Source organism: Streptomyces sp. ICC1, from assembly GCF_003287935.1.
In the GTDB taxonomy this organism is placed as follows: Bacteria; Actinomycetota; Actinomycetes; order Streptomycetales; family Streptomycetaceae; genus Streptomyces; species Streptomyces tritrimontium.
On sequence record NZ_CP030287.1, the window covers coordinates 3,177,723 to 3,203,141 of the forward strand.

Here is a 25,419-nt window from a genome sequence, read left to right on the forward strand (position 1 = left end):
GGATACCCGTGGCACCCGTGGTGACACAGGGTGAGAATACGGGGCGGATTCGCCCGTCCGTGCCGCGTCGCCGCGCCGCCGGGAAGGCCGTGGAGTCCCGCGGTCGGGGCAGGGCGAAGCCCCCGATCACGGGGGAACAATCGGGGGCTTCGCGTCCGTGGCGGCCTGTGAGGGCCGCGTATTCAGAACGTAAGGCCGTCCTCGTCCCCGGGTCAAGCGGCCGGGTGGAGCCTGCGCGCGGCGGAGTTCCGGGGCCCGTCAGGCCCGGGGGAGTCCGTCACCCTCGGTGACGGAAGTCGTGGTTCCCGCCGTCGCAGCAGTCCCGGAAGACCACTCGTATCCCGTACCGCTCTGCCGTACCAGGGTGTCCGCGAAGGGGCGCGAAGGGTCATCCGAGAAGTGCGCGAGCTCCGCGCGCTCCCATCCGTCCCAGAAGTCGGAAAGTTCACGCCCGTCCCGGTTTCGCCCGCGCCCCCAGGACTGCGCACGCGGTGTCTCCATCCACAACAGCCGCGCCAGCCGCGGGCGCAGCGCGCGCCGGCCGGCGCCGACCCCCTCGACGAGCAGCACCGGGGCCGGCTCCAGCAGCCGCTCCGCACCGAACCGCCGTTCGATCCAGTCGTACGGGGCCCAGTGCGCGGGCCGGCCCGCGGCGAGCGGCTCCAGCACCTGGGCGCGCAGCCGGTCGTCCCACGCGAAAAGCTCCTCGTGGCTGGCCACATCGTCGAGGTGCAGCACGGGAGCCCCGCCGAGCGCCTCGGCGAGCGCCCCCGCGAAGGTGCTCTTCCCGGACCCGGCGTGCCCGTCGATCCCGATCAGGCGCACCGCCCCGAGGGAGGTCGGCAGTCCGGCGAGCTCGTGCGCGAGCGCCGGGAGGGACCGTGATGCCGCCTGGAATTCCACGGCCCCAGCGTAGTGCCGTGGCCAAAGCACTGCCGGGCCCGCCGGGCCCGGCGGCCCGGACCGGGGTCTCTCACGTATGCCGGGTTCTCGCGTGCACCGGGGTCCCGCGTCACCCCGACACGTGCCCCCGGCTTCGCCGCCCGGCGGGCGGGAACTGGAAGGGTGGAGCAGTCGACACCGCACCGACCCCTGGGGGCCACGCCGATGACCGCAGCCACACCACGCCGGGCCCTGCTGGCCGTAGCCCTCGCGGCGGCCGCCGCGGCCACCGTCCCCGGCGGCCGGGCCTCCGCGGCCGGGGCCGGACCGGAGCCCGCGACCCCGGCCGGACCGGCCCCCGTCCCGGCTCCCGTCCCCGCTCCCGGACCGGCACCCGCCGCCAACGCCCCCGCCGGGGCCGCCACCCGCAAGACCGTGGACAACCGGTTCTGGCACTCCCACGCCCACTGGAGCGCCGGCACCCACCAGGGCACCACCGCCATCGCGGGCGCCCGCCCCGGCCTGGAGATCAAGACCGCGGTCGGCCGCACCGAGTACGCCGACCCGCACACCGGGAAGAAGAGCACCTGGGAGTACGCCGTCTGGACCTCGCCGGTGCACGCCTCCACCGTGCCCGCCACCGAGGCCATCGCCTCCTGGAACGCCCGTACGCCGGCCGGCACCTGGATCCAGACCGAGCTGCGCGGCACCTACACCGACGGCACCGCCACCCCCTGGTACGTGATGGGCCGCTGGGCCTCGGGCGACGGGGACATCCGCCGCACCTCCGTGGACGGCCAGACCGACGGCAAGTCCACCGTCTGGACCGACACCCTGGCCGTGGACGCCCCCCCGAGCGGGCTGCGGATCAAGGACTGGCGGCTGCGCCTGACCCTCCACCGCAAGCCCGGCGCCGTCCGCGGACCGACGGTGTGGCTCGCGGGCGCCATGGCCTCCGACGTTCCGGACCGCTTCACCGTCCCGGCCTCCGTCCCCTCCGGCGGTGCCCACGAGCTGAAGGTGCCGAGGTACTCGCAGGAGACGCACGCGGGCCAGTACCCCGAGTACGACAACGGCGGCGAGGCCTGGTGCAGCCCCACCTCCTCGCAGATGATCATCGAATTCTGGGGCCGCAGGGCCAGCGCCAAGTCCCTGACCTGGGTCAAGAAGGGCTACGCCGACCCGCAGGTCTGCCATGCCGCCCGCTCCACCTACGACGCCGCGTACAAGGGCTGCGGCAACTGGCCCTTCAACGCCGCCTACGCCGCCACCTACCGGCAGCTGGCCGGGGTCGTCACCCGGCTGGGCTCGCTGTCCGACCTGGAGGCCCTGGTCCGGGCCGGCGTCCCGGTCATCACCTCGCAGTCCTTCACCGACCGGGAGCTCACGGGCGCGGGCTACGGCACGGCCGGCCACCTGATGACCGTCATCGGCTTCACGGCGACCGGCGACGTGATCGCCAACGACCCGAACTCGGCCGACAACCCGGCCGTGCGCCGCGTCTACCGGCGGCGGGAGTTCGAGAACAACTGGCTGCGGACCAAGCGCCTCAACGCGGCGGGCAAGACCGTCTCCGGCACCGGCGGCATCTGCTACCTCTACGGACCGGTCCGGCCGAGCGCCGCCCAGATCCTCGTGCTGCGGGCGGTCGGGGTGCTGTGAAACTTCCCGTTGACCCGAAGGCATGACAAGCGGACCATATGGGAATAAAGGGCACATAAAGGCTTCGCGCTTCAGTAGGAGGCGGCCCACCATGACCACCCACAGCATCGAACACCACCCCGACCTCGCCGAGATGCGCACCCGGTTCGAGCGGGTCACCAGCACGCCGGCCGCCCAGGCCGTCGAGGCGATGGCCCTCCTCACGGGCCTCTACATCGCCGCTTCGCCGTGGATCGCCGGATTCAGCGGGCTCAGCGCGCTGGCGATCAACAACCTGATCGCCGGCCTGGCGTACTGCCTGTGCATGAGCGGGCTCGGCTCCGCTTACGAGCGCACCCACGCCATGGCCTGGACGGCGGTCGGTCTCGCGGCGTGGACGATCGTCGCGCCCTGGGTCATCGCCGGCAGCGTCGACACGACGCGCACGGTGATGAGCAACGTGATCGCCGGGGCCGTCGCCCTCTGCCTCGCCCTGGCCATGTCGGCCATGGCGGGCCGGGAACGCGCCACCTGATCCGGCGCACGCGCCCCTCACGCCCCGGCCCGCATCCACGGACCGGGGCGTGAGACATGCCACGGCGTGACCATCGTCTCTACCGCGAAGGCCGCCCCCGCTGTCACATTGGGAGGCATGACCGCACACAGCGCCGCCCTGACCTCCCGAGCCCGTGACCTGGTCCGCACCGGCGGACCCGACGACGGCTCCTCCTCCTGGACGGAGCACGTGCTCGGCTGGATCCTGGTCGTCGTCGTGGCCATGTTCGTCACCCAGGTGGGCTGGTTCTTCTAGTCCCCGCCGCTTCTTCCCGCTCCCCGGGCTCCCGCGGCTCCACCCGCCAGTGCCCGTCCGGAATCCCCACCAGCGCGTACAGCTTCCGCACCGGCGAGCTCCGGGGCAGCAGCACCACCCCGGCGAGCACGGCGAACACCCCGGCGCCGAGCCACCAGCCCAGCAGCCGCACCAGTACGCTCGCGCCCAGCGCCCCCGCGAACGGCAGCGCGTGGACCCCCGCTCCGGCGATCGCCACCGCGACCACCCGGGGCACCTTGAGGTCCGCCGCCGCCCCGGGCAGCCGCCAGCCCTCCACCAGCCAGCCGATCTCCATCAGCAGCATCGTGCCGATCACGGCCGTGCCGAAGACCAGCAGGGCCAGGAAGGTCCCCGAGGTCGCGAAGGCGAGGCAGTGGTTGAGGACCGACCCGCCGCCGGCGCCGTCCGCGCCGTCCGCGGACCAGCCGGCGAAGGCCCGCGGATCGGCGCTCAGCAGCCGCTGGTACCCCGTGCCGTCCCACCCGTGGATCAGGGTGAAGAACAGCAGGAAGTACCCGGCCACCGCCTGGAGGTACCCCCAGTACCCGGCGCCGACCAGGACGAACAGCCGCGCCGCCAGGAAGCCGAGCAGCGCGCCGGCCACCGGCGAGGCCGCCTGGAGGAGGGCGAAGCCGGCCCATACGCCGTCGTGCCCGTGCGCCGCGTGCATGGTGGACCAGGCAGGGTTCTGCCACATCAGGTACACCCCGGTCGGCGCGGGCAGCAGAGCCGCGTAGAGCAGGGTGAGCGCCAGGTACGGATGGGCCGCGCGGCTCCTCGTACGGACCCCCTCGCCCCGGACCGACCGCTCCCACCACTGCAACTGGCGCCCGGCCGCCACCGCGAGGGTGGCGCCGATGCCGTACGCCCACAGCGGCGCGGCCTGGACGGGGATCACGAGGCCTCCAGCCGCAGGCCGTCGGTCTCGATCACGTCCGAGGTGACGAGCGCCTGCTCCGCGCTGACCCGGGTCATGAAGACGAACGGCGGGATGATCGGGGGAGCCGGCAGTCCGTCCGGGCTGAAGGTGACGCACAGCAGCCCCTCGATGCAGCCGCTGAACCTCGTCAGGTACAGGGTGACGTCGCCGCGCAGGTCGAGCCTCCGGGCGGCCAGCCCGTACTCGTCCCGGCCGTCCCGGGTGCGCAGCCGGTAGTCGGTGAGGGTGGCCGCGCGCATCCGCAGCACCAGCACCTTCAGCGGGCCGTCCGCCGTGGGCACGTGCGTGACGCCCGCGAAGGTGAAGCCCTGCGGGGCGAAGAGCGAGGTGGTCACGGTCGGGGGCGTGCGCGCGGCCGTCGGCGCTGTCGGCGCCGCGGGAGCCTCCGGGGACGCGGGCGCCGCGGGAGCTGCCCGGGCCGCGAGTGCGGCCGGGGCCGCCCGGGCCGTCCCGGCCGCCTCCGCCCGCGGGGCGCCCGCCCCCGCCGCCAGCGAGGCGAGCAGTACCACCGGCAGCGCGGCGGCCAGGGTGCGCGGCCCGCTGCCGTCCAGGCTCGGGAGGTACGGGGCGCCCTCCTCGGCCGCCTCCGGATCGGGCAGCGGGGTCCAGCCGAAGGCCAGCGCGCTGCCGGCGATGCCGAGCAGCATGCCCAGCAGGAAGCCGCCGAGGTTGGTCGCGACGAAGGACAGCACCGAGAGCAGCAGTGCGTGGATCGAGACGTAGGCCCGGGCCTGCGGCAGCAGCCACAGGAACACTCCCGCCGCGATCAGCGCGATGCCGATCCCGATCGCGGCGATCCCGCCGAGGCCCAGGCTGACCAGCACGGTGAGCGGCGAGAGCGGGACCAGCAGGAGCTCGGTCCCGCCCAGGATCACCAGCAGCCCGCCCCAGAAGGGTCGGGTGCGGCGCCAGGCGCGCAGCCGCAGCCGGGGGCCGGGCAGCGGGAGCCGCCGTTCCAGCCACCCGCTCCCCGGGCCGACGGGTCCGCGCGGACCTAGAAGCACTTGCCGCCGCCCAGGCTGACGTTCAGCTTCAGGCCCTTGAGGTGGAAGTTGCCGCCGGTCGCCGACCAGGCGTGCGACTTCACGTCCACGACCTCGATGTTCCCGGCCTGGAGGCCGAACTTGCCGGCCTCGCCCGTGACCCCGCTGACCTGGTCCAGGGTGGAGGCGTCGCGGCCGATCTGGGCCGTCCCGAAGACGGCGTCGCCGGCCAGGTCCTCGCCGTCGATGACCAGGCTGCTGGCGGTGACCTCGCCGGCCGGGCCGCCGGCGGTCAGTTTGAAGACCACCTTGCCCACCGGGGTGTCCACCTCGGCGGCCTGGCAGATGTCCGTGAGGGTGGCATCGCCGATGCCGAGCAGCGCCACCGGGTGCCCCTTGCCGTCGACGGAGCGGTCCGTCTGCACGTAGGAGGCCAGGCCCTTGCTGCTCAGCTTGGAGGAGGAGACCTGGAAAGTGGTCCCCGAGACGGCGAAGGAGGCGGCGAGCGCGCCCTGTGCCATGACCATGGCCATCGCCCCGACCGCGACGATCGCGGGCATCGCGACGGCGGCCGTCTTCTTCCAATTGACCCGGCCCTCGGCCGTGTTGGTCCTCGTGCTCGTCTTGCCGTTGCCCATGAGGTGTTCCTCCCGTACGTCGTCCGTGCGCAGGGGGAGTGCAAGGGGGAGTGCGCGCAGGTCTGCCATACTTCGGGCATCCTGTGGCAGTTCGAGGCTAGGGCTGAATTTGAATAATAGTCAACAGCGCGGAACGAGCGGGCGTTCGCAGGTTCGGCGGGCCGAACTGATGGCGATCGGGCGCAAGTTGTTCGCCGACACCTCGTATGACGCGCTCTCGATGGACGACATCGCCAAGCACGCGGGCGTCGCCAAGGGGCTCATCTACTACTATTTCAAGAGCAAGCGCGGCTACTACCTGGCCATCGTCGAGGACTCGGTGGCCGAGCTCGTCGCCCGCGCCGCCGCCGAGGACCGGGTGCCGGCCGCCGAGCGCGTGCGCACCACGATCGACGGCTACCTGTACTACGCCGAGCACCACCAGGCCGCCTACCGCACCATCGTCACCGGAGGCGTCGGCTCCGACTCCGAGGTCCTCGCCATCCGCGACGCCGTGCGCGAGGAGCTCGTCGCGACCATCGCGGAAGGCGCGTACGGCCACCGGTCCGTCCCCCCGCTGGCCCGGCTCGCGCTGGTCGGCTGGCTTTCGGGGGTCGAGGGCAGCACGCTCGAGTGGATCGGCACGCCGGAGGCCGCCGGCCGGCCCGGCCGGGCCGAGGTCGGCGCCCTGCTGGTGCGGACGCTGCGCGCGACACTGACGGTGATCGAGGAGTTCGTCCCCGGGTGCCCGGCCCCGCCCGTCCCCGAGGGCGATCCCGTACCCGTGACGGGAAGCCCCTGATCGGGCATACTCAACCGCCGCAGCCCCTTGAACTGGACCTTCCCGCGATCCGGGAGGGCACCATCGGCTGTGAGCCCCGAGACCCGGCGACGCGTACCACCCTCACGCGCCGCCCCGTGCTTGACGAGTGAGGAGAGCGCCGCCATGACCGACCGCGCGCAGCAGCCAGTGGAACGCCAGCTGCCCACCGAGGAGTCCCGCGACCTGCTCGCACTCGTCCGCGAGATCGCGCAGCGCGAGATCCGGCCCCGGGCCGCCGAGGAGGAGGACGCCGGCCGCTTCCCCCGGGAGGTCTTCGGGCTGCTCTCCGAGTCCGGTCTGCTCGGCCTGCCGTACGCCGGCGAGTTCGGCGGCGGAGACCAGCCGTACGAGGTCTACCTCCAGGTGCTGGAGGAGCTGGCCGCGGCCCGCCTGACCGTGGGGCTCGGCGTCAGCGTGCACTCGCTGGCCTGCCACGGCCTGGCCGGCTACGGGACCAAGGAGCAGCAGGGCGCCCACCTGCCCGGGATGCTCGGCGGCGGCCTGCTCGGCGCGTACTGCCTCTCGGAGCCCGGCGCCGGTTCGGACGCGGCCTCGCTGACCACCAAGGCGGTCCGGGACGGCGACGACTGGATCATCGACGGCACCAAGGCCTGGATCACCCACGGCGGGGTCGCCGACTTCTACACCGTCCTGGCCCGCACGGGCGTGGACGGCCCGAAGGGCATCACGGCCTTCCTGGTTCCGGGCGACGTGGCGGGCCTGACCGCAGCCGTCCCCGAGAAGAAGATGGGCATGAAGGGCTCGCCCACCGCCCAGCTGCACTTCGACGGCGTACGGGTCCCCGACACGCGCCGCATCGGCGAGGAGGGCCAGGGCTTCACGATCGCCCTGGCGGCCCTGGACGCGGGCCGCCTCGGCATCGCGGCCTGCGCGATCGGCGTGGCCCAGGCCGCCCTGGACGAGGCCCTGGTCTACGCACTGGACCGCAAGCAGTTCGGCCACCCCATCGCGGACTTCCAGGGCCTGCGGTTCATGCTGGCCGACATGGCGACGAAGATCGAGGCGGGCCGCGCGCTGTACCTGGCGGCGGCACGGCTGCGGGACGCGGGCAAGCCGTTCTCCCGGCAGGCAGCGATGGCGAAGCTCTTCTGCACCGACGCGGCGATGGCCGTCACCACGGACGCGGTGCAGGTGCTGGGCGGCTACGGCTACACGGCGGACTTCCCCGTCGAGCGGCTGATGCGCGAGGCGAAGGTCCTCCAGATCGTGGAGGGCACGAACCAGATCCAGCGCATGGTGATCGCCCGCCACCTGGCGGGCCCGGAATCCCGCTAGTGCTGTGACCGGAAAGGTTCACCGGGTCGCGGCGCCCGGCACGGCACCTCGCCGCGTTGTCGGACCACCGAAGTACGTCCAGTACGAGCGGCGGCCCTCCGCCTTGCGAGGCACCGCACCGAACACCGCGACCCGGCAAACCTTCCCGGCCACAGCACTAGGCGACTTCCGCGCCGCCTGCGGCCGGACTGCTCGGGCTCCGATCGGGGCGGCCCTCAGGCGGCGCGGAAGTCGCCGAGGTGCGGCCCGCCCGCCGGTCGGTCAGCCGCCGAAGAGGGGGCCGCTCGGCCAGATGGGCGAGGAGGCGATCTTGGACCACTCCGGATCGCGCAACCCGGGCACGGTCCGGCCGTCCTGCTCCCAGCGGGCGAGCAGCGCGCTGTAGATGGGCGGGTCGGGGGTGAGCTGAACCGATTCTTCGTGCCCTGGTGCCGGTGCCCGCCGGCGGCGCCCCACCCTCGGCGCGGAAGTCTCCATCGTGGTCATGCCGGGCCAACGCGCCACCGGACCCACGGGTAACCCCGCCCATCCGTTCGACCCTTCAGCAGCGCCCCGCCCCCGGCCGGGCCGAGCACCCTCACACGCCGGCGGGGCTTCACTTGAGCTCCGGGGTGTCACCGCCGGGTATGACGGGGGGCTCGTGTTGCGCGGGGTGGACCTCTTGGTGCGGCGCGGGGAGATCCTCGCGGTGCTCGGGCCGAACGGGGCCGGGAAGAGCACCGCCTGCCGGGTGGCGGCCGGGGCGCTGCCCGTCACCGGCGGGACCGTCCTCGTGAACGGGCGGGACGCCACGCGCGACGGCGCGGTACGGCGCTCGCGGGCCGGGGTGCTGCTGGCGCCCGAGGGGCGGGGGATCTTCCCCGCCCTCAGCATCGAGGAGAACCTGGCCCTCTACCTGGGGGACGCGGACGAGCGGGACGCCGTCTACGAACGGTTCCCCCGGCTGCGCGAGCGGCGCGCGGTCGCCGCCGGGGCGCTGTCCGGCGGGGAGCAGCAGATGCTGGCCCTCGCTCCGCTGCTGCAGCGCCCGCCCGCGGTCCTGATCGCGGACGAGCCCTCGCTCGGGCTCGCCCCGCGCGTGGTGGACGAGGTGTACGCGCTGCTCACCGAACTTCGCGACGCCGGCACCGCGTTGCTGCTGGTGGAGGAGAAGGCGGCCGAGATCCTGGGGATCGCCGACACCGTCGCCTACCTCTCCCAGGGCCGGGTCTCCTGGTGCGGCCCGCGCTCCGAGGTGGACGCGGACCGGCTGACCGAGGCCTATCTGGGGGTGGCGACGTGAGCGGCGACGACTACGTGCTGGAGGCCACCGGCATCAGTGTCCGCTTCGGCGGGGTCAAGGCCCTGACCGGCGTCGACCTCGGGGTCCGGGCCGGCGAGGTGTGCGGGCTGATCGGGCCGAACGGGGCCGGGAAGACCACCCTGTTCGACGTCCTGTCGGGGATCCGCCGGCCCGACCAGGGGCGGATGCTGCTCGACGGGGCGGACATCACCCGCCGCTCCCCCGTCTGGCGGGCCCGGCACGGAATGCGCCGGACCTTCCAGCGCCAGCAGTTGTTCGGGCAGCTCAGCGTCGCCGACAACGTCCTCGTCGCACAGGAGTGGCGGGGCGGAGGCGGCGGTTTCGCGGCCGACCTGGTCTCCTCGCCCACCCGGCGCCGCCGGGAGCGGGAGCGGCGGGAGCGGGCGGCCCGGGTGCTGGCGGACTGCGGGATCGGCGCGCTCGGGGACTCGTACGCCGGCGGTCTGCCGGTGGGCCGGGCCCGGATGGTGGAGCTGGCGCGCGCCGTGGCCGATCCGCCCCGGGTTCTGCTGCTGGACGAGCCCGCCTCGGGAATGTCCGCGCCCGAGCGCGAACGGCTGGCGGAGGTCGTGCGCCGGCTGGCCGAGGAGGAGGGCTGCGCGGTGCTGCTCGTCGAGCACAACGTGGCCTTCGTGATGGACCTCTGCACCCGGGTGGTCGTGCTGGACCTGGGGAGCGTGCTCGCCGAGGGCACGGCCGCCGAGGTACGGGCCGACCCGCTGGTCCGGGAGGCCTACCTGGGCGCCTGAAGCTCGTCCCTCCCGCCGTACGGGTTCACCCGTACGGCGGGAATAGGCCACCTCGGTGCCAGGTTGTCGCCGGTCGTAGGAGTACCCGTACGTACCCGTACCACCGAGACGAACCGAGGGAACGACCCGACGTGAACCAGGTCCCCACCATCAAGCTCAACAACGGCACGCCCATGCCCCAGCTCGGCTTCGGCGTCTGGCAGGTCCCGGACGACGAGGCGGCGCAGGCCGTGGGCTCCGCGCTGGAGGCGGGTTACCGCAGCATCGACACGGCCGCCATCTACGGCAACGAGGCGGGCACCGGCAAGGCCATCGCCGCGTCCGGGGTGCCGCGCGAGGAGCTGTTCGTCACCACGAAGCTGTGGAACGGCAAGTCCGAGACCTGGGGCCGGGACAACGTGCTGCGCGAGTTCGACGCCTCGCTCGCCAAGCTGGGCCTCGATGAGATCGACCTGTACCTGATCCACTGGCCGCGCCCGATGCGCGACGACTTCGTAGCCATCTGGAAGGCCTTCGAGGAGATCGCGGCGAGCGGCCGCGCCAAGGCCGTGGGCGTGTCCAACTTCCGCCCCGCCGAACTCGAGCGGCTCGGCGCCGAGAGCTCCCTGGTCCCGGCCGTGAACCAGATCGAGCTGCACCCGCTGCTCCCGCAGGCCGAACTGCGCGCCGTGCACGCGCGCCTGGGCATCGCCACCGAGGCCTGGTCCCCGCTCGGCCAGGGCAAGGACCTCCTCACGCTGCCGGCCGTCGCCGTGATCGCCGAGAAGCACGGCCGCTCGGCCGCGCAGGTGGTGCTGCGCTGGCACCTGCAGCTCGGGAACGTCGTGATCCCCAAGTCCGTGACCCCGTCGCGGATCCGGGAGAACCTGGACGTCTTCGGCTTCGAGCTGGACGCCGCCGACATCGCCGCGCTGGACGCCCTGGGCGCGGGCGCCTCGGCCCGCCGGATCGGTCCCGATCCGGCCGAGTTCGACTTCTGAGCCCGTCCGTGAGCGCGCTGGCGGCGCCGGACGGCGTGTACCGGATCCGCAACGTCGCCAGCGGGCTGCTGCTGCGGGTCGAGAGCGGGAACCGGGTGGGCGTCGGGCCGGACGGCGGACCGGACGGCGGGCCGGACGCGTCCCGGCAGTGGGAGGTCACCCCGGTGCACAGCGGCGGCGGGATCTTCCACGTGGTCAGCGTGCACAACGGCAGGCGGCTCGACGTCGCGAACGCGTCGACGGAGAGCGGCACCCGGGTCCAGGTGTGGAAGGCCAACGCCTTCGGGGCGCAGGAGTGGATCGTCGAGGCACACCTCGACGATCCGGGCGTCGTCTCGCTGATCGCCGCCATCAGCGGGCTGCCGCTGGAGGCGGACGCGCAGGGCGGGGCCCGCCAGTGCGAGGACGAGGACTCGCCCGCGCAGTGGTGGCGCCTGGAGCCCGTCTGAGCGGACCGGGCCCCGCCGCGCGGCGCCCGTCCGAGCGGACCCGGGCCGCCGCGCGGCGGCCGTCAGTCGCGGACGAAGCGGAACAGCCGGTACGTCGGCTCCGCGCGCGGGGTGTCCGGCCCGGGCAGGCGTTCCAGCCGGCCGGCGAGCTCGCGCGGGGTGGTCCCGCGCGGGCGGACCCGGGAGGCGTACCGCCCGGCGAGCAGTGCGGCGGCGCTCCCGCGCGGGGTGCGCCCCTGGCCGTACCCGGTGAAGCGGGCTTCGCCGGCGGGGCGCAGGCCCGCCGCGGCCGCGTGTGCGGTGACCTCGGGTGCGGCGTCGGCGGGGCCGGGGGTGAGGTGCGGCGCGAGCACCTCGTCGATGTCGCTGCCGACGTCGTGGGCGGCGTCCTTGTCGACGGTGGTGACGAACACCCCGCCGGGCCGCAGCACCCGCCCGGCCTCGGCGATCACGGCGGCCACCGCACCCGGTGCGCGCAACAGGTGCAGCAGCCAGACCGCGCTGACCGCGTCGAGCGAGCCCGGGCGGACCGGGAGGCGGGCTCCGGAGGCCAGGACCACCGGGACGCCCCGGGAGCGGGCCATGGCGGCCATCCCGTACGAGGCGTCCGCGCCGAGGACGCGCAGCCCGGGGCGGGCGGCGGCGATCCGGGCGGTGACGATGCCGGTGCCGCAGCCGAGGTCGAGCAGGGTCCCGGTGGCCGCCGGGAGCAGGCCGAGGACCGCCGCGGCGGCGGCCTCGGCGCGCGGGGCTCCGCCGCGCGTGGCGTCGTAGGCCTCGGCCTCGGCGTCGTAGTCGAGCAGGGGTCGCGCCACCGCCATCAGGCGGCGCCGTGGGCGGGGGCGAGGGACTCGACGCGCTCGGCGAGGGCGAAGTCGGCGGCGGTGACGGAGTCCGCGGCGTCGTGCGTGTTCACGGAGACGCGGACGGTGTTGTAGCCGAGCGTGAGGTCGGAGTGGTGGTTCAGCTCCTCCTGCACGGAGGCGATGTGGCTGACGAGGGCGCTCGCCGCGAAGTGGCTGCCCAGCCGGTAGGTCCGGATGATCCGGTCGTCCTCGAAGGCCCAGCCCGGGAGTTCCCGCAACCGGTCCTCGATCTCCTTCTGCGAAAGCGGCTCTCTCGACATCCACAGGCTCCTTCCCCGTACACGACTGCCCGATTGACCTGACGTGAAGTCAAGGTTCCCACAGCTCAGGGCACAGGGAAGGTTTCGCGCCATAGTGCGTGCGGGTGCTTCCGCGCCTTCCGAGACCACCGCGACGCCCCTATGCTCCTGCGCCGGACGTGACTGTTACCGCCGGTAATACCGCTGGGTATCGACCGGGTATCGAGGGGACACCATCGTGACGCGCACAGGCAACTCCAGGCGCACGTTCATCGCGGGGGCCGCGGCCACCGCCGGCGCGTTATCCACGGCCGGGGCCCTGGCCGCCCCGGCCGAAGCGGCCGCCGGGACGGAAGCGGCCACCGGGGCCACCGGGGCTGGCACCACCGGACCGGCGCGCCGCGTCGCCGTCCTCGGCGGCGGGGTCGCCGGCCTCACCGCCGCACACGAACTGGCCGAACGCGGCTACGCGGTCACCGTGTACGAGCGCCGGGCGCTCGGCGGCAAGGCCCGCAGCATGGACGTACCGGGCAGCGCGCGCGGCGGCCGCCGCCCGCTCCCCGCCGAGCACGGCTTCCGCTTCATCCCCGGGATCTACCACAACCTGCCCGACACGATGCGGCGCATCCCCTTCCCCGGCAACGCCAACGGCGTCTGGGACAACCTGGTCGCCCCGCGCGAGATGATGTTCGCCCGCGCGGCCGGCCGCGAGGACCTGCGCGCGCCCATTCCCTGGCCGGAGCACGCCCCCGCCGAGCTGACCCCCGACGAGCTGCGCCGGGCCCTCACCGGCATCCTCCAGTCGCTGGTCCGCCTCCCGCTCCACGAGACGGCGTACTTCGTCAACCGCGTCCTCGTCTTCCTCACCAGCTGCGACGAACGGCGCGAGGACCAGTGGGAGCGGACCCCCTGGTGGGAGTTCACCCGGGCCGCCCGCATGTCGCAGGAGTACCAGCGCATCCTCGCGATCGGCATCACCCGCAACATCGTGGCGACCAAGGCCGAGGAGGCCTCCACCCGCACGGTCGGCACGCTCGGCGAGGCCTTCGTCTTCAACCTGCTGGGGCGGGGCGCGGACGGCCCGCCGGACCGGATCTTGAACCTGCCGACCAACGAGGCGTGGATCGATCCGTGGGAGGCCCGGCTGCGCGCGCTCGGAGTCGAGTTCAACATCGGCTGGACGGTGCGCGAGGTGCGCTGCGCGGACGGCCGCGTGAGCGGGGTGCTCGTCGAGGACCCGGCCGGGGCCGTGCGGACCGTCACCGCCGACCACTACGTCAGCGCGCTGCCCGTGGAGCACGCCCGCCCCACCTGGAGCGCCGCGCTGCGGGCGGCCGACCCGATGCTGGGGCGCTGCGACGAGCTGCGGACCGACTGGATGACGGGCATCCAGTTCTACCTCACGGAGCGCGCGCCCCTCGTCCACGGACACCTCAACTGCATAGACTCCCCCTGGTCGTTGACGGCGATCCAGCAGGCCGAGCACTGGCCGGCGCGCGATTTCCCCGCCGACTACGGGGACGGCGCCGCCGTGGACTGCCTGTCGGTCGACATCTCCGAATGGGACAAGCCCGGGATCCTGTACGGGAAGACGGCCAAGCAGTGCACCCGCGAGGAGATCGCCCGCGAGGTGTGGGCCCAGTTGAAGGCCTCGCTCAACGACACCGGCAGGACGCTGCTGTCGGACGGGAAGCTGCACTCGTGGTTCCTGGACCCCGGGGTGGACGGGACGGGCACGCCGAACCCCACCAACCAGGACCAGTTGCTGATCCACCCGACCGGCACCTTCCACAACCGGCCGAGCGCGGGCACCCGCATCCCCAACTTCTTCCTCAGCGGGGACTACGTGTCCGTCGACATCGACCTCGCGACGATGGAGGGCGCGAACGCCTCGGCCCGCGCCGCCGTCAACTCCCTGCTGGACCGGGACGGTTCGAAGGCGTCGCGGTGCACGGTCCGGCCGATGTACCGGGCCCCGGAGTTGGAGCCCTTCAAGCGCAACGACCTGTGGCGCCACCGGCTCGGCCTGCGCAACGCCTTCGACCTGGGCTGAGCCGGCTGGGCTAACTTCGTGTCATGACGACTGCGAAGGTGGGCGCCCTGCTGCGCATGTGGCGGGAGCTGCGCGGGATCAGCCAGCTGGAACTGGCGGGCCGCGCCGACTCCTCCTCCCGGCACATCAGTTTCGTGGAGACCGGCCGCTCCCGGCCGAGCGAGGAGATGGTGCTGCGGCTCGCCGACCGGCTGGACGTGCCGGTGCGGGACCGCAACGCCCTGCTGCTGGCGGCCGGTTACGCGCCCCGATACGCGCACACCCCGCTCGACGATCCGTCGATGACGGTGCTGCGCGAGGGGCTGGAGCGGCTGATGGCCGGCTACGAGCCGTATCCGGCGCTGGTGGTGGACGCGACGTACAACGTGGTGGCGGCCAACCGGGGCATCATGATGCTGATGGAGGGGCTGCCCGAGCACCTGCTGGCCGGCCCGCTCAACGCGATGCGGCTGACCCTGCACCCCGAGGGCCTCGCCCCGCGGATCCGCAACCTGCCGCAGTGGCGGGGGCACCTGCTGGAACAGATGGAGCGGCAGATCGCGCTGGTCCGCTCGGCGCCGCTGCGCGCCCTGTACGAGGAGGTGGCCGCCTATCCGGCCCATCCCGCCGATCCGGCGTCGGAGCGGCCCGGCGGCGCGCCGGAGGAAGTGGTCGCGCACATCGCGCTTCCGCTGCGGATCGAGCACGACGGACACCTGCTCTCCTTCGTCTCCTCCATCTCCACCTTCAACACCCCGATGGACGTGACCGTGGCCGAGCTGGCCATCGAGACCCTGCTCCCCGCCGACCCGGCGACGGCGAAGTACCTGCGGTCACTGGCTCCCTGAGCCCGCCCGCAGCGCGAGGTGCTGCAGGAGCGCGAAGGAGCCGACGACGAGCGCCTGCGCCGGGATCCACAACGCCCCGGCCACGGTGGGGGAGAACCAGGCGAAGACGGCGACCAGACTGAGCGCGGCCCAGGCGCAGTTCGTCTCGATGACGAGCTTCACCGGGAGGGCCGGGGGCTGCGGGCGCGAGGCCAGCAGGGCGACGCCCGCGCCGTAGACCAGCAGCAGGGCGCCGAGCCCGAGCAGCAGGCCCTGCCCGACTCCGAGCAGCCGGCCGAGCGGAGCGGAGAAGGCGGCGTAGGCGAGCCCGTTGCCGGCGGTGACGACGGCGTCGAGGGCGAGCACGCGGCGCAGCGCGAGCCGCGGGACGGGGGTGCGGGCTACGGCGGTGAGCAGGGTTGCGGACATGGCGGATCAGCCTCCATCGAGGATCGAATGCGCTGGCGGGGTACGGGTGACCCGGGCTCCGGAGCCGAGTGCGCGACCCCGGAACCCGATGGCCCCACTGTGCCGCCGGGGCCCCGGCCCGGTCGATTACCTCCGGGGTCATGCCCCTCGGCGGGGGTCCGGCGTCCCCACCTTCTTTGAGCCGGACGGAAAGAAAGGTGGAGGGTTTCCCTGTTCCGCCACGGAACCGGGGACTAGGCTTCACGCAGAGCGACCAGATCGAACCTTCTCTCTACTGACGGAGAAACGCCCGGTGCCAGCCGCCGACCGACCCGACCTCACCGCGGCCTGGGGCCGCGTCTCGGGGTTGGCGGAGCGGCGCGGACAGGACCCCGCGCAGGTGCTCGCCGCGGAGCGGCTCGGCCACCTGTCCGGGGTCGACCCGGCGCGCATCCCCCGGGTGTTGGCCGGCACCGCCACCGAACCGCCCTTGTGCGAGCGGGTGCACCGGCGCTTCCTGCGGCTGCGCGCCACCCGGCTCGACAAGCACGGCCGGGAGTGGCCGCTCTGCGCCATCGCCGAGGACTTCGACGCCCCGGGGGCCTCCCTCGGCCCGCTCAACGCCGGCACCGGACTGCCCCGGCTCGGCCACGCGGCCGGCGTGCAGCGGTTCTTCGGGGTCTACGCCGGGTTCCTCCTCGCCGACGCCAAGAGCGCGGTGGAGCGGGCCCTGGCCGCCACCGGTCCCGGGAGCGGCTCGGGGGGCGACGACCTGGAGCACCTCTCGTACCTCACGGGCATCACCCCGCAGGACATCCGGCTCACCCTCGACGGGAACCCGCCCCGCCTCCCCCTGAAGGAACAGGTGCGCGGCCGGTTCGAACACCTGCGCCGCACCAGGCCCCGGGCGGACGGGCAGCCGTACTCGCTCTCCGCGATCGCCGGGTCCTTCGACGCGTCGGGCCAGTCCCTGACCCGCCTCGCCCAGGGCGAGGGACTGCCCAACCTCGCGGCGGCCGCCGGGATCCAGCGCTTCTACGGGGTCGAGAGCGGATTCCTGCTGGCCGACGACACCGAGGCGCTGGCCGCCGCCCTCGCCGGGATCCAGCGCGAACTGGAGTCCGAGGAACGGTCCGCCGAGAACCCGATGCTCGCCGTGATGCGGGCGCACGACGTGCGCGGCATCGTCACCCGGGCGGGCCGGCTCTCCCCGGCGGGCTGGAGGTCGCTGGCCGACCACCTGGACGACCTGCTGGCGCGGGAGGGGCAGTTGGGCCGCCCGCCCGGGCCCGCGCCGCGCCGCGCGGACCAGCGCGCCGCGGGCGCCGGCGCCGGCGCGCGCGGCGACCACGCGGGCACCGGCGAGGGGGAAGCACGGTGAGGACCACACGGGCCATGCGCAGGCTCGGCGACGATCTGCGGGCGGCCGCGGAAGCCGCCGGAGCCGCCCGGCCCGCCGGAGCCGCCGGAGCCGCCGGGGCCGCCGGAGCCGCCGGAGCCGCCGGAGCCGCCGACATCATCGGGGCCCTGTGCGCCGCCTACGGGCGCGTGCGCGGCGGGCGCCCGATGGAGTTCCGGTTCGCCTCGTTCCCGCCCGACACGGCCAGCGGGCTGTGGCTCGGGCTGGAGGACCGCGACCTCCTCGTCATCGAGGAGCGCACCCGGCCCGAGCACCAGCTCGTCATCGCCTGCAACGAGATCTGGCACGTGCACGAGGGCACCTGCGGCCGGCACGGCCCGGGCATGGCCGTCGCCGCCCGGCTGACGGGCCGCGGCGGCAGCCTCGCCGGTCTGCTGGACTCCGACCGGGGGCTGGGCTCCGTGGTGCGGCAGGCGGCCGCGCGCGCCGACCGGGAGGACCCGGCGGAGATCCGCGCGGAGACCTTCGGGCTGCACCTCGGCAAGATCCTCAAGGCGTTCCTCCCCCCACCCCGGGAGGCAGAGGTCCCCGAAGCGATCGAGCGGATCAAGAGCTCGTTCGGCTGGGGACGTTGAGCGCGGACCCGTGAACACGCCCGGCGGCCCGCCACCGCCCGCCCGCCCCGCCGACGCACCTCCTGCGCCGATGCGTCCTCGCACGGCCCCGACAGAGAGCACCACACGATGACCAAGTCTTCCCCGCCCCGGCACGCCGTCGTCATCGGCGGCAGCCTGTCCGGCATGCTCGCGGCAGCCGTCCTCGCCGAGCACACGACGGTCACGATCATCGAGGCGGACGCCCTGCCACAAGGCCCGGAGCCGCGCCGCGGACTCCCCCAGGCCCGGCACACCCACCTGCTGTGGTCCGGCGGCGCGCGCGCCATCGAGAAGATCCTGCCCGGCATCACCGACGACTGGACGGCAGCGGGCGCCTTCCGCCGCAGCCTGCCCACCGACCTGGTCACCAAGACCGCCCAGGGCTGGCTGCCGCGCCACGGCGAGATGCAGTTCAACATCTCCTGCAGCCGCGACCTGCTCGACTCGGTGGTCCGCTCCCGCGTCATCGGACTGGACGGGGTCACCATCCTCCAGCAGAGCCGGGTCCGGGGCCTGGAAGGCACGGCCGACCGGATCACCGGGGTCCGGGTGGACACCGCCGGAGCGGAGAACCGCCTGGTCCCCGCCGATCTCGTGGTCGACGCGAGCGGCCGCGGCTCCCGGTCCCGCACCTGGCTGGAGGCGCTCGGCGTGAGCGGCCTCAAGGAGGCCGGGGTGGACTCCGGGCTCGTCTACGCGACCCGCATCTTCGAGGCGCCCGAGGGCGCCCACGCCGCGGGCTTCCCGATCATCAACGTGCAGTCCGACCCCCGGGTGCCCGTACCCGGCCAGACCGCGACGATCGTCCCGATCGAGGACGGCCGCTGGCAGGCCACCCTGTCCGGCACCCGCGGCGGCCAGCCCACGGGCGACCCGGAGGCCTTCATCCCGTTCGCCAAGGGGGTCCGCGACCCCATCGTCGGCGAGCTCCTCGAAGGCAGGAAGCCGCTGACCGACGTCTCGGTGACCCAGGGCACCGCCAACCGCCGGATCTTCTTCGAGAAGGCCGACCTGCCCGACGGCTTCTTCGCCGTCGGCGACTCGGTCGCCACCTTCAACCCGCTCTACGGCCAGGGCATGACCGTCGCCGCCCAGGGCCTGCTGGCCGTGCGTACGCTGCTGCGCGCCAAGGGCCTGTCGCACCCGTCCATCGGCCGCGAGGCGCAGCGGGCCATCGCCCCGCAGGTGGCCGTCGCCTGGGACCTCGCCACCTCGCAGGACATCCTGTACCCGGGCGCCACCGGCATCGAGCCGCGCGCCGGGGCCGGACTGCTCAACGCTTACGTGGACCGGCTGATGACCGGCGCCACCACCAAGTCCTCGCTCACCGCCGCCCTGCTCCAGGTCATCACCATGAACCGGGCTCCCTCGTACTGGATCCGCCCCGGCGTGGTCTGGGACGTGCTGCGCGCCTCCGGGCGGGGCGCCCCGAAGGCGCCGCCGCTGACCGCCGCCGAGCGGACGGTCGCGGGCCTGGACCAGGACGGGCCGGCCGCGCCCGCGGCGCCCGCCGGGGACTCCGCGGGCTCCCCGGACCCCGCCGATCCCGTCGGACAGGCCCGGTGATCGAAGGGCTCGTGCTCTACGTGCCGGGTGCGGTGATCGCCACGGCACTGGTGGTCAAGGCGCCGACGCTGCGGCGGGGCCGGGACCAGCCCCTCATGCGCGCCGTGTGCACGCTGCTCGTCGTGGGCTCGCCGGCCGTGTTCCTCTCCGCGCCGCCGACCATCGTCGCCGTCAACCGGCTGACGGGCGTCGCCAACTTCTCGGCACCCCTGGTGTACAGCCTGCTCACCGCCTTCTCCGGCGCGTGCATCGTGCTGATCCTGCACTGGAGCGGCCTCGCGGCGGCCTGCCGGCGCCGGCAGGCGGCCGACCGGGCGGGCCGCGGCGCGGAGGGCGCCGGACTCGGCACCGGAGCCGGTGCCGGTGCCGGCACCGGCCGCCCCGCTCCGTACCCGCTGGACTCCCGCCCGCTGACCGAGCTGGCCCGGGAGTTCCACGCCTCGCCGATCGTGGCCGAGGCCCGCCGCCGGGCCGCGGGGGTCTGACGGCGGGCCTGTGCGGCCGCAGGAGGCCCGCGGGCGCCCGGGGGCGGCCAAGGGGGCGGCGGGCTCACGGTGCCGCCTCTGAGCCCCCTGCGGGCCGCAGACGGGCCACAGGGGGCCGTAGGGGGTCGCAGGCGGCTCAGGCCGCCGCCACCGCCGCCGCCTCGCCCGTCAGGACCTTGAGCCGCTTGGTGAAGAAGACCATCACCGCGCCGGCCGCGATGACCATCGCGCCCTGCCACAGGAAGTTCCAGCTCTGCCCGATGACCGCGTCGAGCCGGGGCAGCTGCGCGCCGATCGCGTCTCCGGTCGCGGCGGCCAGGAACCAGACGCCCATCATCTGGTTGGTGAAGGCGCGCGGGGCGAGCTTGGTGGTGACCGACAGGCCGACCGGGCTCAGGCACATCTCGCCCATGACCTGGATCACGTACACGCCCACGAGCCACATCAGCGAGACCTTCACGCCGTTGGAGGCGATGGCCGCGGCGCCCGACATGACCACGAAGGAGCCGCCGGTCAGCAGCAGGGCCAGGCCGAACTTGAACGGGGTGCTCATGTGCTTGCCCCGCCGGACCCAGAAGGCGGCGAAGACCGGGGCCAGGACGATCACGAAGAGGGACGGCAGCGACTGGGTCCAGCTGGCCGGGATGTGCCAGCCCAGCAGGGACAGGTCGGTCTTCTGGGCGGCGAACAGGTTCAGCTCGTTGCCCATCTGGTCGTAGACCAGCCAGAACAGCGTGGCGGCCAGGAAGAGCCAGACGTAGGCGCGCAGCCGGGTCTTCTCGACCCGGTCGATCTTCGGGCTGCGGTACATGGAGTACAGCACGCCCGCCGGGACCACGACGGCGACGACCGTGAGCACGAAGGTGATGTTGTCGATGCTCAGGGCGTGCGAGGCGCCGAGCAGGCCGATCAGGACGGCCGTGAAGACCAGGCCGTACGCGGAGGACTTGCGCAGCTTGGCCCGCTCGGCGGCGGTCAGCCGGACCACGGGCTCGGCGCGCAGCTGCCCGGAGAGCTTGCGGCCGCCGAGGACGTACTGGACCAGGCCGAGGGCCATGCCGACGGCGGCGGCGCCGAATCCGAGGTGCCAGTTGACCTCTTCGCCGAGGTAGCCGACGACGAGGGGGGCCATGACCGCGCCCAGGTTGATGCCCATGTAGAAGATCGAGTAGCCGGCGTCGCGGCGCTGGTCGTCCTCGGGGGCGTAGAGCCGGCCGACGAGGGCGGAGATGTTCGGCTTGAGCAGCCCGGTGCCGATGACGATGAGGACCAGGCCGGGCCAGACGAAGACCGGGTCGGGGACGGCCATCAGGACGTGGCCGGCCATGATGACCACGCCGCCCCACAGGACGGCCCGGCGGGCGCCGAGGAACCGGTCGGCGATCCAGCCGCCGGGCAGTGCCAGCAGCGAGATCATGGCCATGTAGACGCCTTCGACGGCCTCGGCCGTGCCCTCGTGGAGGGCCATGCCGCCGTGGGCGCGGGAGGCTGCCAGGAAGTGCACGAGGATGGCGACCATGCCGTAGAGGCTGAAGCGCTCCCACAGCTCGGCGAGGACGAGGGTGGCGAGCCCGCGCGGGTGGCGCTCCCGGCCCGTCCCCGCGGTGTCCGGTCCCGAGGCCTTCTGCATATCCATCGATGCGTTCACATATTCATTGGAGCCTCGGGTCGGGGCGCACGGATCGTCCTTTCGGCCGTTACCGGCGGAAAGCAGACGCCCCGGGCCCAAGGGCCCGGGGCGTTCCTCACGCGGAGGGGGACCCGGTGCGGGTCAGAGGTCCGCGAGCGCCAGCCCGGCCTGGGCCGCGGCCGCCCGGACGGTCTGCTCGAGCAGTACCGCGATGGTCATCGGGCCGACGCCGCCCGGTACGGGGGTGATCAGCGAGGCGCGGGCGGCGGCCGACTCGAAGTGGACGTCGCCGACGTTGCCCTCGTTGTACCCGGCGTCCAGGACCACGGCGCCCGGCTTGATGTCCTCGCCGCGGATGAACTCGGCCTTGCCGACGGCGGCGACCAGCACGTCCGCCTGGCGGACGATGGACGGGAGGTCCACGGTGCGCGAGTGGCAGTAGGTGACGGTGGCGTTCTGCTCCAGGAGGAGCATCCCCGCGGGCTTCCCCAGGATCGCGCTGCGGCCGACGACCACGGCGTGCTTGCCGGTCAGGTCCACGTCGTAGGCCTCCAGCAGCCGCATGATGCCGCCGGGGGTGCAGGAGACGAACCCGGGCAGCCCGAAGCCCATGGCGGCGAAGGAGTGCATGGTGACCCCGTCGACGTCCTTGCCGGGGGCGATGGCCTCGAAGGCGGCGCGCTCGTCGATGTGGTGCGGGACGGGGTGCTGGAGCAGGATTCCGCTGATCTCCGGGTCCTCGGAGAGCGCGGTGAGGGCGGCCACCAGTTCCTCGGTGGTCGTGGCGGCCGGCAGCTCCACGTGGCGGGAGGTGATCCCGGCCTTGGCGCAGCGGTTCTGCTTCATCCGCACGTAGGTGACGGAGGCGGGGTCCTCGCCGACCAGCACGGTCGCCAGACAGGGCGCGGTGCCGGTGCGCTCGGTGATCTTCGCGGCGTGGTCGGCGGTCCGCTCCGAGATGCGGCGTGCCAGGGCCGTGCCGTCCATCAGCCGGGCGGTGGGGGCCTGGCCGTCGGTCTGGGCCGCGGGAACGGTCTGGGCAGTCGTCATGGGGTCTCCTGAGCGTCGCTGCGGGATCGCGGTTCGCCCAGGCGCGCGGCAGTCGACGTACGGAGCACGCCGGGCCGCTCCCCGGTGGTGATCCACCCGAACGCCAGTCACGGCCCGCCGCCAGTGTAGGCGAACCCCCGGGGACCCCGGCGGGGGGCCCGGGGATCGCTGCCGGGCCCCCCGCCGGGATCCCCGGGCCCGGGAATCCGGTGGATGACCGGGGCGCGACCTGGGACGATCGAGACATGACGCCCACTTTTGACCATCTCGTCGCGGAGGCCGACTCCGTGTCCGTGGACGGCTGGGACTTCTCCTGGCTCGACGGCCGCGCCAGCGAGCAGCGCCCCTCCTGGGGGTACCAGCGCCTCCTCGGGGAGCGCCTGGCCGCGGTCCGCTCCGCCCTGGACATCCAGACCGGCGGCGGGGAGGTGCTCGCCGGGGCCGGCCCCCTGCCCCCGCTCATGGCGGCCACCGAGTCCTGGCCGCCGAACGTGGAGAAGGCGACGCGACTGCTGCACCCGCTGGGCGCGGTGGTGGTCGCGGACTGCGACGAGCCCCCGCTGCCGTTCGCCGGCGAGGCCTTCGAGTTCGTCTCGAGCCGGCATCCGGTGACGATCTGGTGGGAGGAGATCGCGCGGGTGCTGCGGCCGGGCGGCACGTACCTCTCCCAGCAGGTCGGTCCGGCGAGCGTCTTCGAGCTGGTCGAGTACTTCCTGGGCCCGCAGCCGGAGGAGGTCCGGCGGGGCCGGCACCCCGACGACGCGGTCGCCGACGCCACGAAGGCCGGGCTCGAAGTCGTCGATCTGCGCTCGGAGCGGCTGCGGACGGAGTTCCACGACATCGGAGCCGTGATCTACTTTCTCCGGAAGGTGATCTGGATGGTGCCCGGTTTCACGGTCGGGCACTACCGGGACCGCTTGCGCGAGCTGCACGAACAGATCGAACGCGACGGCCCGTTCGTCGCGCACACCGCCCGATTCCTCATCGAGGCCCGCAAAACGGGCTGACAAATCGGGCGGACGCGACCACCGCCGATCGGTTGCCCGGTCACAGCGTGGCGCAGGTCACTCAATTGAGCGCGTAACGAATCGACTCGGGCATGCGATGAACCGACAGGTGTCCTCGTGCGGCCCGGAATACAGACCCCCCTCGGGTCTGTTTCCCAAGTTCGCGCGATGATGTCCCGCCATCCCTTTATCTGTTCGCAACGAGAGGCTCCTTGTGTCGCTCAGCCCGTCCCGTACGTTCCCCACGGAGATCGCCGAATCCGAGGCCCTGGTCGCGCTTGTCGAGCGCGGCCGCGAGCAGGGTCACATCAACGGTGATGACGTGCGCCAGGCCTTCGAGGCCGGCCGCATCCCGGTGGACCAGTGGAAGCGGGTCCTGCGCAGCCTGAACCAGGTCCTGGACGAGGAGGGCGTCGCGCTGCACGTCAGCGCCGCGCCCGCCACGAAGGTTGCCGCCAAGAAGCCGCGCAAGGCGGCCGCCGCCCCGGCGCGTGCCGTCACCAAGAAGGCCGCCGCCCCGCCGCGCCTCATCGGCGCGCGCAAGACGGCGGCCCCCGCCACCGCCGCGGCGATATCCGACCCGTCGGCCTCCGGCACCGAGGAGGAGGTGGCGGCCGAGGCCGCTGCCGCGCCGAAGAAGCGGACGGTCAAGAAGACCGCCGTGAAGAAGACCGCGGTCAAGAAGACGGCCGCCACGAAGAAGACCGCCAAGGACGGCGACGAGGGCGACGCCCCCGTGGCCCTGGGCGAGGACTGGGCAGCCGAGGACCTCGACGAGGGCGACGAGAAGGAGACGCCCAAGACGGGCGGCAGCGCCGGCTTCGTCCTGTCCGACGACGACGAGGACGACGCTCCGGCGCAGACGGTCATGGTCGCCGGCGCCACCGCCGACCCCGTCAAGGACTACCTCAAGCTCATCGGCAAGGTGCCGCTGCTCAACGCCGAGCAGGAGGTCGAGCTCGCCAAGCGGATCGAGGCCGGTCTCTTCTCCGAGTACAAGCTCGAAGAGGAGGAGGACCACAAGCCCGCCTTCAAGCGCGAGCTCGAGATCCTGGTCGAGGACGGCCGCCGCGCCAAGAACCACCTGCTGGAGGCCAACCTCCGCCTCGTGGTCTCGCTGGCCAAGCGCTACACCGGCCGCGGCATGCTCTTCCTGGACCTGATCCAGGAGGGCAACGTCGGCCTGATCCGCGCCGTGGAGAAGTTCGACTACACCAAGGGCTTCAAGTTCTCCACGTACGCGACCTGGTGGATCCGGCAGGCGATCACGCGCGCCATGGCCGACCAGTCGCGCACCATCCGCATCCCCGTCCACATGGTCGAGATCATCAACAAGCTGGCCCGCGTCCAGCGCCAGATGCTCCAGGACCTCGGCCGGGAGCCCACTCCGGAGGAGCTGGGCAAGGAACTCGACATGACCCCCGAGAAGGTCATCGAGGTCCAGAAGTACGGCCGCGAGCCGATCTCCCTGCACACCCCGCTGGGTGAGGAGGGCGACAGCGAGTTCGGTGACCTCATCGAGGACTCCGAGGCGGTCGTCCCGGCCGACGCCGTGAGCTTCACCTTCCTTCAGGAGCAGCTCCAGTCGATCCTGGGCACGCTCTCGGAGCGCGAGGCGGGCGTGGTCTCCATGCGCTACGGCCTCAACGACGGCCAGCCGAAGACCCTCGACGAGATCGGCCGCGTGTACGGGGTCACCCGTGAGCGCATCCGCCAGATCGAGTCGAAGACCATGTCGAAGCTCCGTCACCCGTCGCGCTCGCAGGTGCTGCGCGACTACCTCGACTAAAAATCGGGT

The 25,419-nt window shown here is 73.4% G+C and carries 27 protein-coding genes and 1 riboswitch; of the genes, 17 read left to right on the forward strand and 10 right to left on the reverse strand.

Features of this window, described 5'->3' with window-relative positions; all coding sequences use genetic code 11:
- Nucleotides 1-258 precede the first annotated feature (258 nt).
- Nucleotides 259-903 (reverse strand): hypothetical protein, encoded by a 645-nt coding sequence (locus DRB96_RS15060; protein ID WP_112448934.1) that lies wholly within the window; start codon nt 901-903, stop codon nt 259-261.
- 204 nt (nt 904-1,107) lie between these two features.
- Here DRB96_RS15060 and DRB96_RS15065 point away from each other — a divergent pair, with 204 nt between their 5' ends.
- From DRB96_RS15065 to DRB96_RS15075, 3 genes are all read left to right on the forward strand, one after another.
- Complete coding sequence (locus tag DRB96_RS15065) at nt 1,108-2,544, forward strand: peptidase C39 family protein (RefSeq protein ID WP_112448935.1); 1,437 nt, start codon at nt 1,108-1,110, stop codon at nt 2,542-2,544.
- A gap of 91 nt (nt 2,545-2,635) precedes the next feature.
- Nucleotides 2,636-3,058, forward strand: a complete 423-nt coding sequence (locus tag DRB96_RS15070) for an SPW repeat protein (RefSeq protein ID WP_112448936.1) — start codon at nt 2,636-2,638, stop codon at nt 3,056-3,058.
- 117 nt (nt 3,059-3,175) lie between these two features.
- Nucleotides 3,176-3,334: an SCO1431 family membrane protein gene (locus DRB96_RS15075; protein ID WP_112448937.1), complete on the forward strand. Its 159-nt coding sequence runs from the start codon at nt 3,176-3,178 to the stop codon at nt 3,332-3,334.
- Here DRB96_RS15075 and DRB96_RS15080 read toward each other — a convergent pair.
- Genes DRB96_RS15080 through DRB96_RS15090 form a run of 3 tightly spaced genes read right to left on the reverse strand, consistent with a single transcriptional unit; the run spans nt 3,309 to nt 5,985 of the window.
- Complete coding sequence (locus tag DRB96_RS15080; RefSeq protein WP_204357728.1) at nt 3,309-4,253, reverse strand: hypothetical protein; 945 nt, start codon at nt 4,251-4,253, stop codon at nt 3,309-3,311. The two genes, DRB96_RS15075 and DRB96_RS15080, sit on opposite strands and share 26 nt — an antisense overlap.
- Nucleotides 4,250-5,299, reverse strand: a complete 1,050-nt coding sequence (locus tag DRB96_RS15085) for a DUF6114 domain-containing protein (protein WP_239516146.1) — start codon at nt 5,297-5,299, stop codon at nt 4,250-4,252. The genes DRB96_RS15080 and DRB96_RS15085 overlap by 4 nt, the downstream gene beginning before the upstream one ends.
- Nucleotides 5,290-5,985 (reverse strand): DUF6230 family protein, encoded by a 696-nt coding sequence (locus tag DRB96_RS15090; RefSeq protein WP_343234518.1) that lies wholly within the window; start codon nt 5,983-5,985, stop codon nt 5,290-5,292. Before DRB96_RS15090 ends, DRB96_RS15085 begins: the two co-directional genes overlap by 10 nt.
- Before the next feature lie 100 nt (nt 5,986-6,085).
- On the opposite strand from DRB96_RS15090, the gene DRB96_RS15095 reads away from it, so the two are divergent.
- Nucleotides 6,086-6,697, forward strand: coding sequence for a TetR/AcrR family transcriptional regulator (locus DRB96_RS15095; protein ID WP_239516145.1), 612 nt, complete (start codon nt 6,086-6,088; stop codon nt 6,695-6,697).
- A gap of 144 nt (nt 6,698-6,841) precedes the next feature.
- Nucleotides 6,842-8,014: an acyl-CoA dehydrogenase family protein gene (locus DRB96_RS15100; protein ID WP_112448939.1), complete on the forward strand. Its 1,173-nt coding sequence runs from the start codon at nt 6,842-6,844 to the stop codon at nt 8,012-8,014.
- Between the two features lie 261 nt (nt 8,015-8,275).
- Here DRB96_RS15100 and DRB96_RS15105 read toward each other — a convergent pair whose 3' ends face one another.
- Nucleotides 8,276-8,500, reverse strand: a complete 225-nt coding sequence (locus DRB96_RS15105; protein ID WP_112448940.1) for a hypothetical protein — start codon at nt 8,498-8,500, stop codon at nt 8,276-8,278.
- A 166-nt stretch (nt 8,501-8,666) separates the two neighbouring features.
- Between DRB96_RS15105 and DRB96_RS15110 the strand changes: the two genes are divergently transcribed.
- The 4 genes from DRB96_RS15110 (at nt 8,667) to DRB96_RS15125 (ending at nt 11,495) form a co-directional block, all read left to right on the forward strand.
- Nucleotides 8,667-9,296 carry an ATP-binding cassette domain-containing protein gene (locus DRB96_RS15110; RefSeq protein ID WP_112463507.1) on the forward strand — a complete coding sequence of 210 codons (630 nt, stop codon included), beginning with the start codon at nt 8,667-8,669 and terminating at the stop codon, nt 9,294-9,296.
- Nucleotides 9,293-10,066, forward strand: a complete 774-nt coding sequence (locus DRB96_RS15115) for an ABC transporter ATP-binding protein (protein WP_112448942.1) — start codon at nt 9,293-9,295, stop codon at nt 10,064-10,066. The genes DRB96_RS15110 and DRB96_RS15115 overlap by 4 nt, the downstream gene beginning before the upstream one ends.
- 131 nt (nt 10,067-10,197) lie before the next feature.
- Nucleotides 10,198-11,046, forward strand: a complete 849-nt coding sequence (locus DRB96_RS15120; protein ID WP_112448943.1) for an aldo/keto reductase — start codon at nt 10,198-10,200, stop codon at nt 11,044-11,046.
- Between the two features lie 17 nt (nt 11,047-11,063).
- Nucleotides 11,064-11,495, forward strand: coding sequence for an RICIN domain-containing protein (locus DRB96_RS15125; protein ID WP_112453431.1), 432 nt, complete (start codon nt 11,064-11,066; stop codon nt 11,493-11,495).
- Nucleotides 11,496-11,557: 62 nt separating this feature from the next.
- Here DRB96_RS15125 and DRB96_RS15130 read toward each other — a convergent pair whose 3' ends face one another.
- On the reverse strand, nt 11,558-12,298 hold the full coding sequence (locus tag DRB96_RS15130) for a class I SAM-dependent methyltransferase (protein ID WP_112453432.1): 741 nt from the start codon (nt 12,296-12,298) through the stop codon (nt 11,558-11,560).
- 17 nt (nt 12,299-12,315) lie between these two features.
- Complete coding sequence (locus DRB96_RS15135; protein WP_112448944.1) at nt 12,316-12,621, reverse strand: 4a-hydroxytetrahydrobiopterin dehydratase; 306 nt, start codon at nt 12,619-12,621, stop codon at nt 12,316-12,318.
- 217 nt (nt 12,622-12,838) lie between these two features.
- Here DRB96_RS15135 and DRB96_RS15140 point away from each other — a divergent pair, with 217 nt between their 5' ends.
- Both DRB96_RS15140 and DRB96_RS15145 read left to right on the forward strand, forming a co-directional pair.
- Nucleotides 12,839-14,653, forward strand: a complete 1,815-nt coding sequence (locus tag DRB96_RS15140) for an FAD-dependent oxidoreductase (RefSeq protein ID WP_112448945.1) — start codon at nt 12,839-12,841, stop codon at nt 14,651-14,653.
- Between the two features lie 23 nt (nt 14,654-14,676).
- A complete protein-coding gene (locus tag DRB96_RS15145) occupies nt 14,677-15,480 on the forward strand; it encodes a helix-turn-helix transcriptional regulator (protein WP_112448946.1) in 804 nt (267 codons plus the stop codon).
- On the opposite strand, the gene DRB96_RS15150 is transcribed toward DRB96_RS15145, so the two are convergent.
- Complete coding sequence (locus DRB96_RS15150; protein WP_112448947.1) at nt 15,466-15,888, reverse strand: hypothetical protein; 423 nt, start codon at nt 15,886-15,888, stop codon at nt 15,466-15,468. The genes DRB96_RS15145 and DRB96_RS15150 overlap by 15 nt on opposite strands.
- Before the next feature lie 292 nt (nt 15,889-16,180).
- Between DRB96_RS15150 and DRB96_RS15155 the strand changes: the two genes are divergently transcribed.
- From DRB96_RS15155 to DRB96_RS15170, 4 genes are all read left to right on the forward strand, one after another.
- Entirely contained in the window at nt 16,181-17,248 is a 1,068-nt protein-coding gene (locus tag DRB96_RS15155; protein WP_112448948.1) for a hypothetical protein, read from the forward strand.
- The gene (locus tag DRB96_RS15160; protein WP_162688807.1) at nt 17,245-17,862 is read left to right on the forward strand and encodes a toxin-antitoxin system, toxin component; all 618 of its coding nucleotides are present in this window, start codon (nt 17,245-17,247) and stop codon (nt 17,860-17,862) included. Before DRB96_RS15155 ends, DRB96_RS15160 begins: the two co-directional genes overlap by 4 nt.
- Nucleotides 17,863-17,970: 108 nt before the next feature.
- Nucleotides 17,971-19,449 (forward strand): FAD-dependent oxidoreductase, encoded by a 1,479-nt coding sequence (locus DRB96_RS15165; RefSeq protein ID WP_204357729.1) that lies wholly within the window; start codon nt 17,971-17,973, stop codon nt 19,447-19,449.
- Nucleotides 19,446-19,934 (forward strand): hypothetical protein, encoded by a 489-nt coding sequence (locus DRB96_RS15170; RefSeq protein ID WP_112448950.1) that lies wholly within the window; start codon nt 19,446-19,448, stop codon nt 19,932-19,934. Before DRB96_RS15165 ends, DRB96_RS15170 begins: the two co-directional genes overlap by 4 nt.
- Before the next feature lie 136 nt (nt 19,935-20,070).
- Here DRB96_RS15170 and DRB96_RS15175 read toward each other — a convergent pair whose 3' ends face one another.
- Nucleotides 20,071-21,582 carry a peptide MFS transporter gene (locus tag DRB96_RS15175; protein ID WP_239516317.1) on the reverse strand — a complete coding sequence of 504 codons (1,512 nt, stop codon included), beginning with the start codon at nt 21,580-21,582 and terminating at the stop codon, nt 20,071-20,073.
- A 123-nt stretch (nt 21,583-21,705) separates the two neighbouring features.
- Nucleotides 21,706-22,614 carry a bifunctional 5,10-methylenetetrahydrofolate dehydrogenase/5,10-methenyltetrahydrofolate cyclohydrolase gene (locus DRB96_RS15180; protein WP_112448952.1) on the reverse strand — a complete coding sequence of 303 codons (909 nt, stop codon included), beginning with the start codon at nt 22,612-22,614 and terminating at the stop codon, nt 21,706-21,708.
- 28 nt (nt 22,615-22,642) lie between these two features.
- A riboswitch (ZMP/ZTP riboswitch) is annotated at nt 22,643-22,735 on the reverse strand.
- A 124-nt stretch (nt 22,736-22,859) separates the two neighbouring features.
- On the opposite strand from DRB96_RS15180, the gene DRB96_RS15185 reads away from it, so the two are divergent.
- Nucleotides 22,860-23,621: a methyltransferase domain-containing protein gene (locus tag DRB96_RS15185; RefSeq protein ID WP_112448953.1), complete on the forward strand. Its 762-nt coding sequence runs from the start codon at nt 22,860-22,862 to the stop codon at nt 23,619-23,621.
- Between the two features lie 214 nt (nt 23,622-23,835).
- Nucleotides 23,836-25,410 (forward strand): RNA polymerase sigma factor, encoded by a 1,575-nt coding sequence (locus DRB96_RS15190; RefSeq protein WP_239516318.1) that lies wholly within the window; start codon nt 23,836-23,838, stop codon nt 25,408-25,410.
- Nucleotides 25,411-25,419 lie beyond the last annotated feature (9 nt).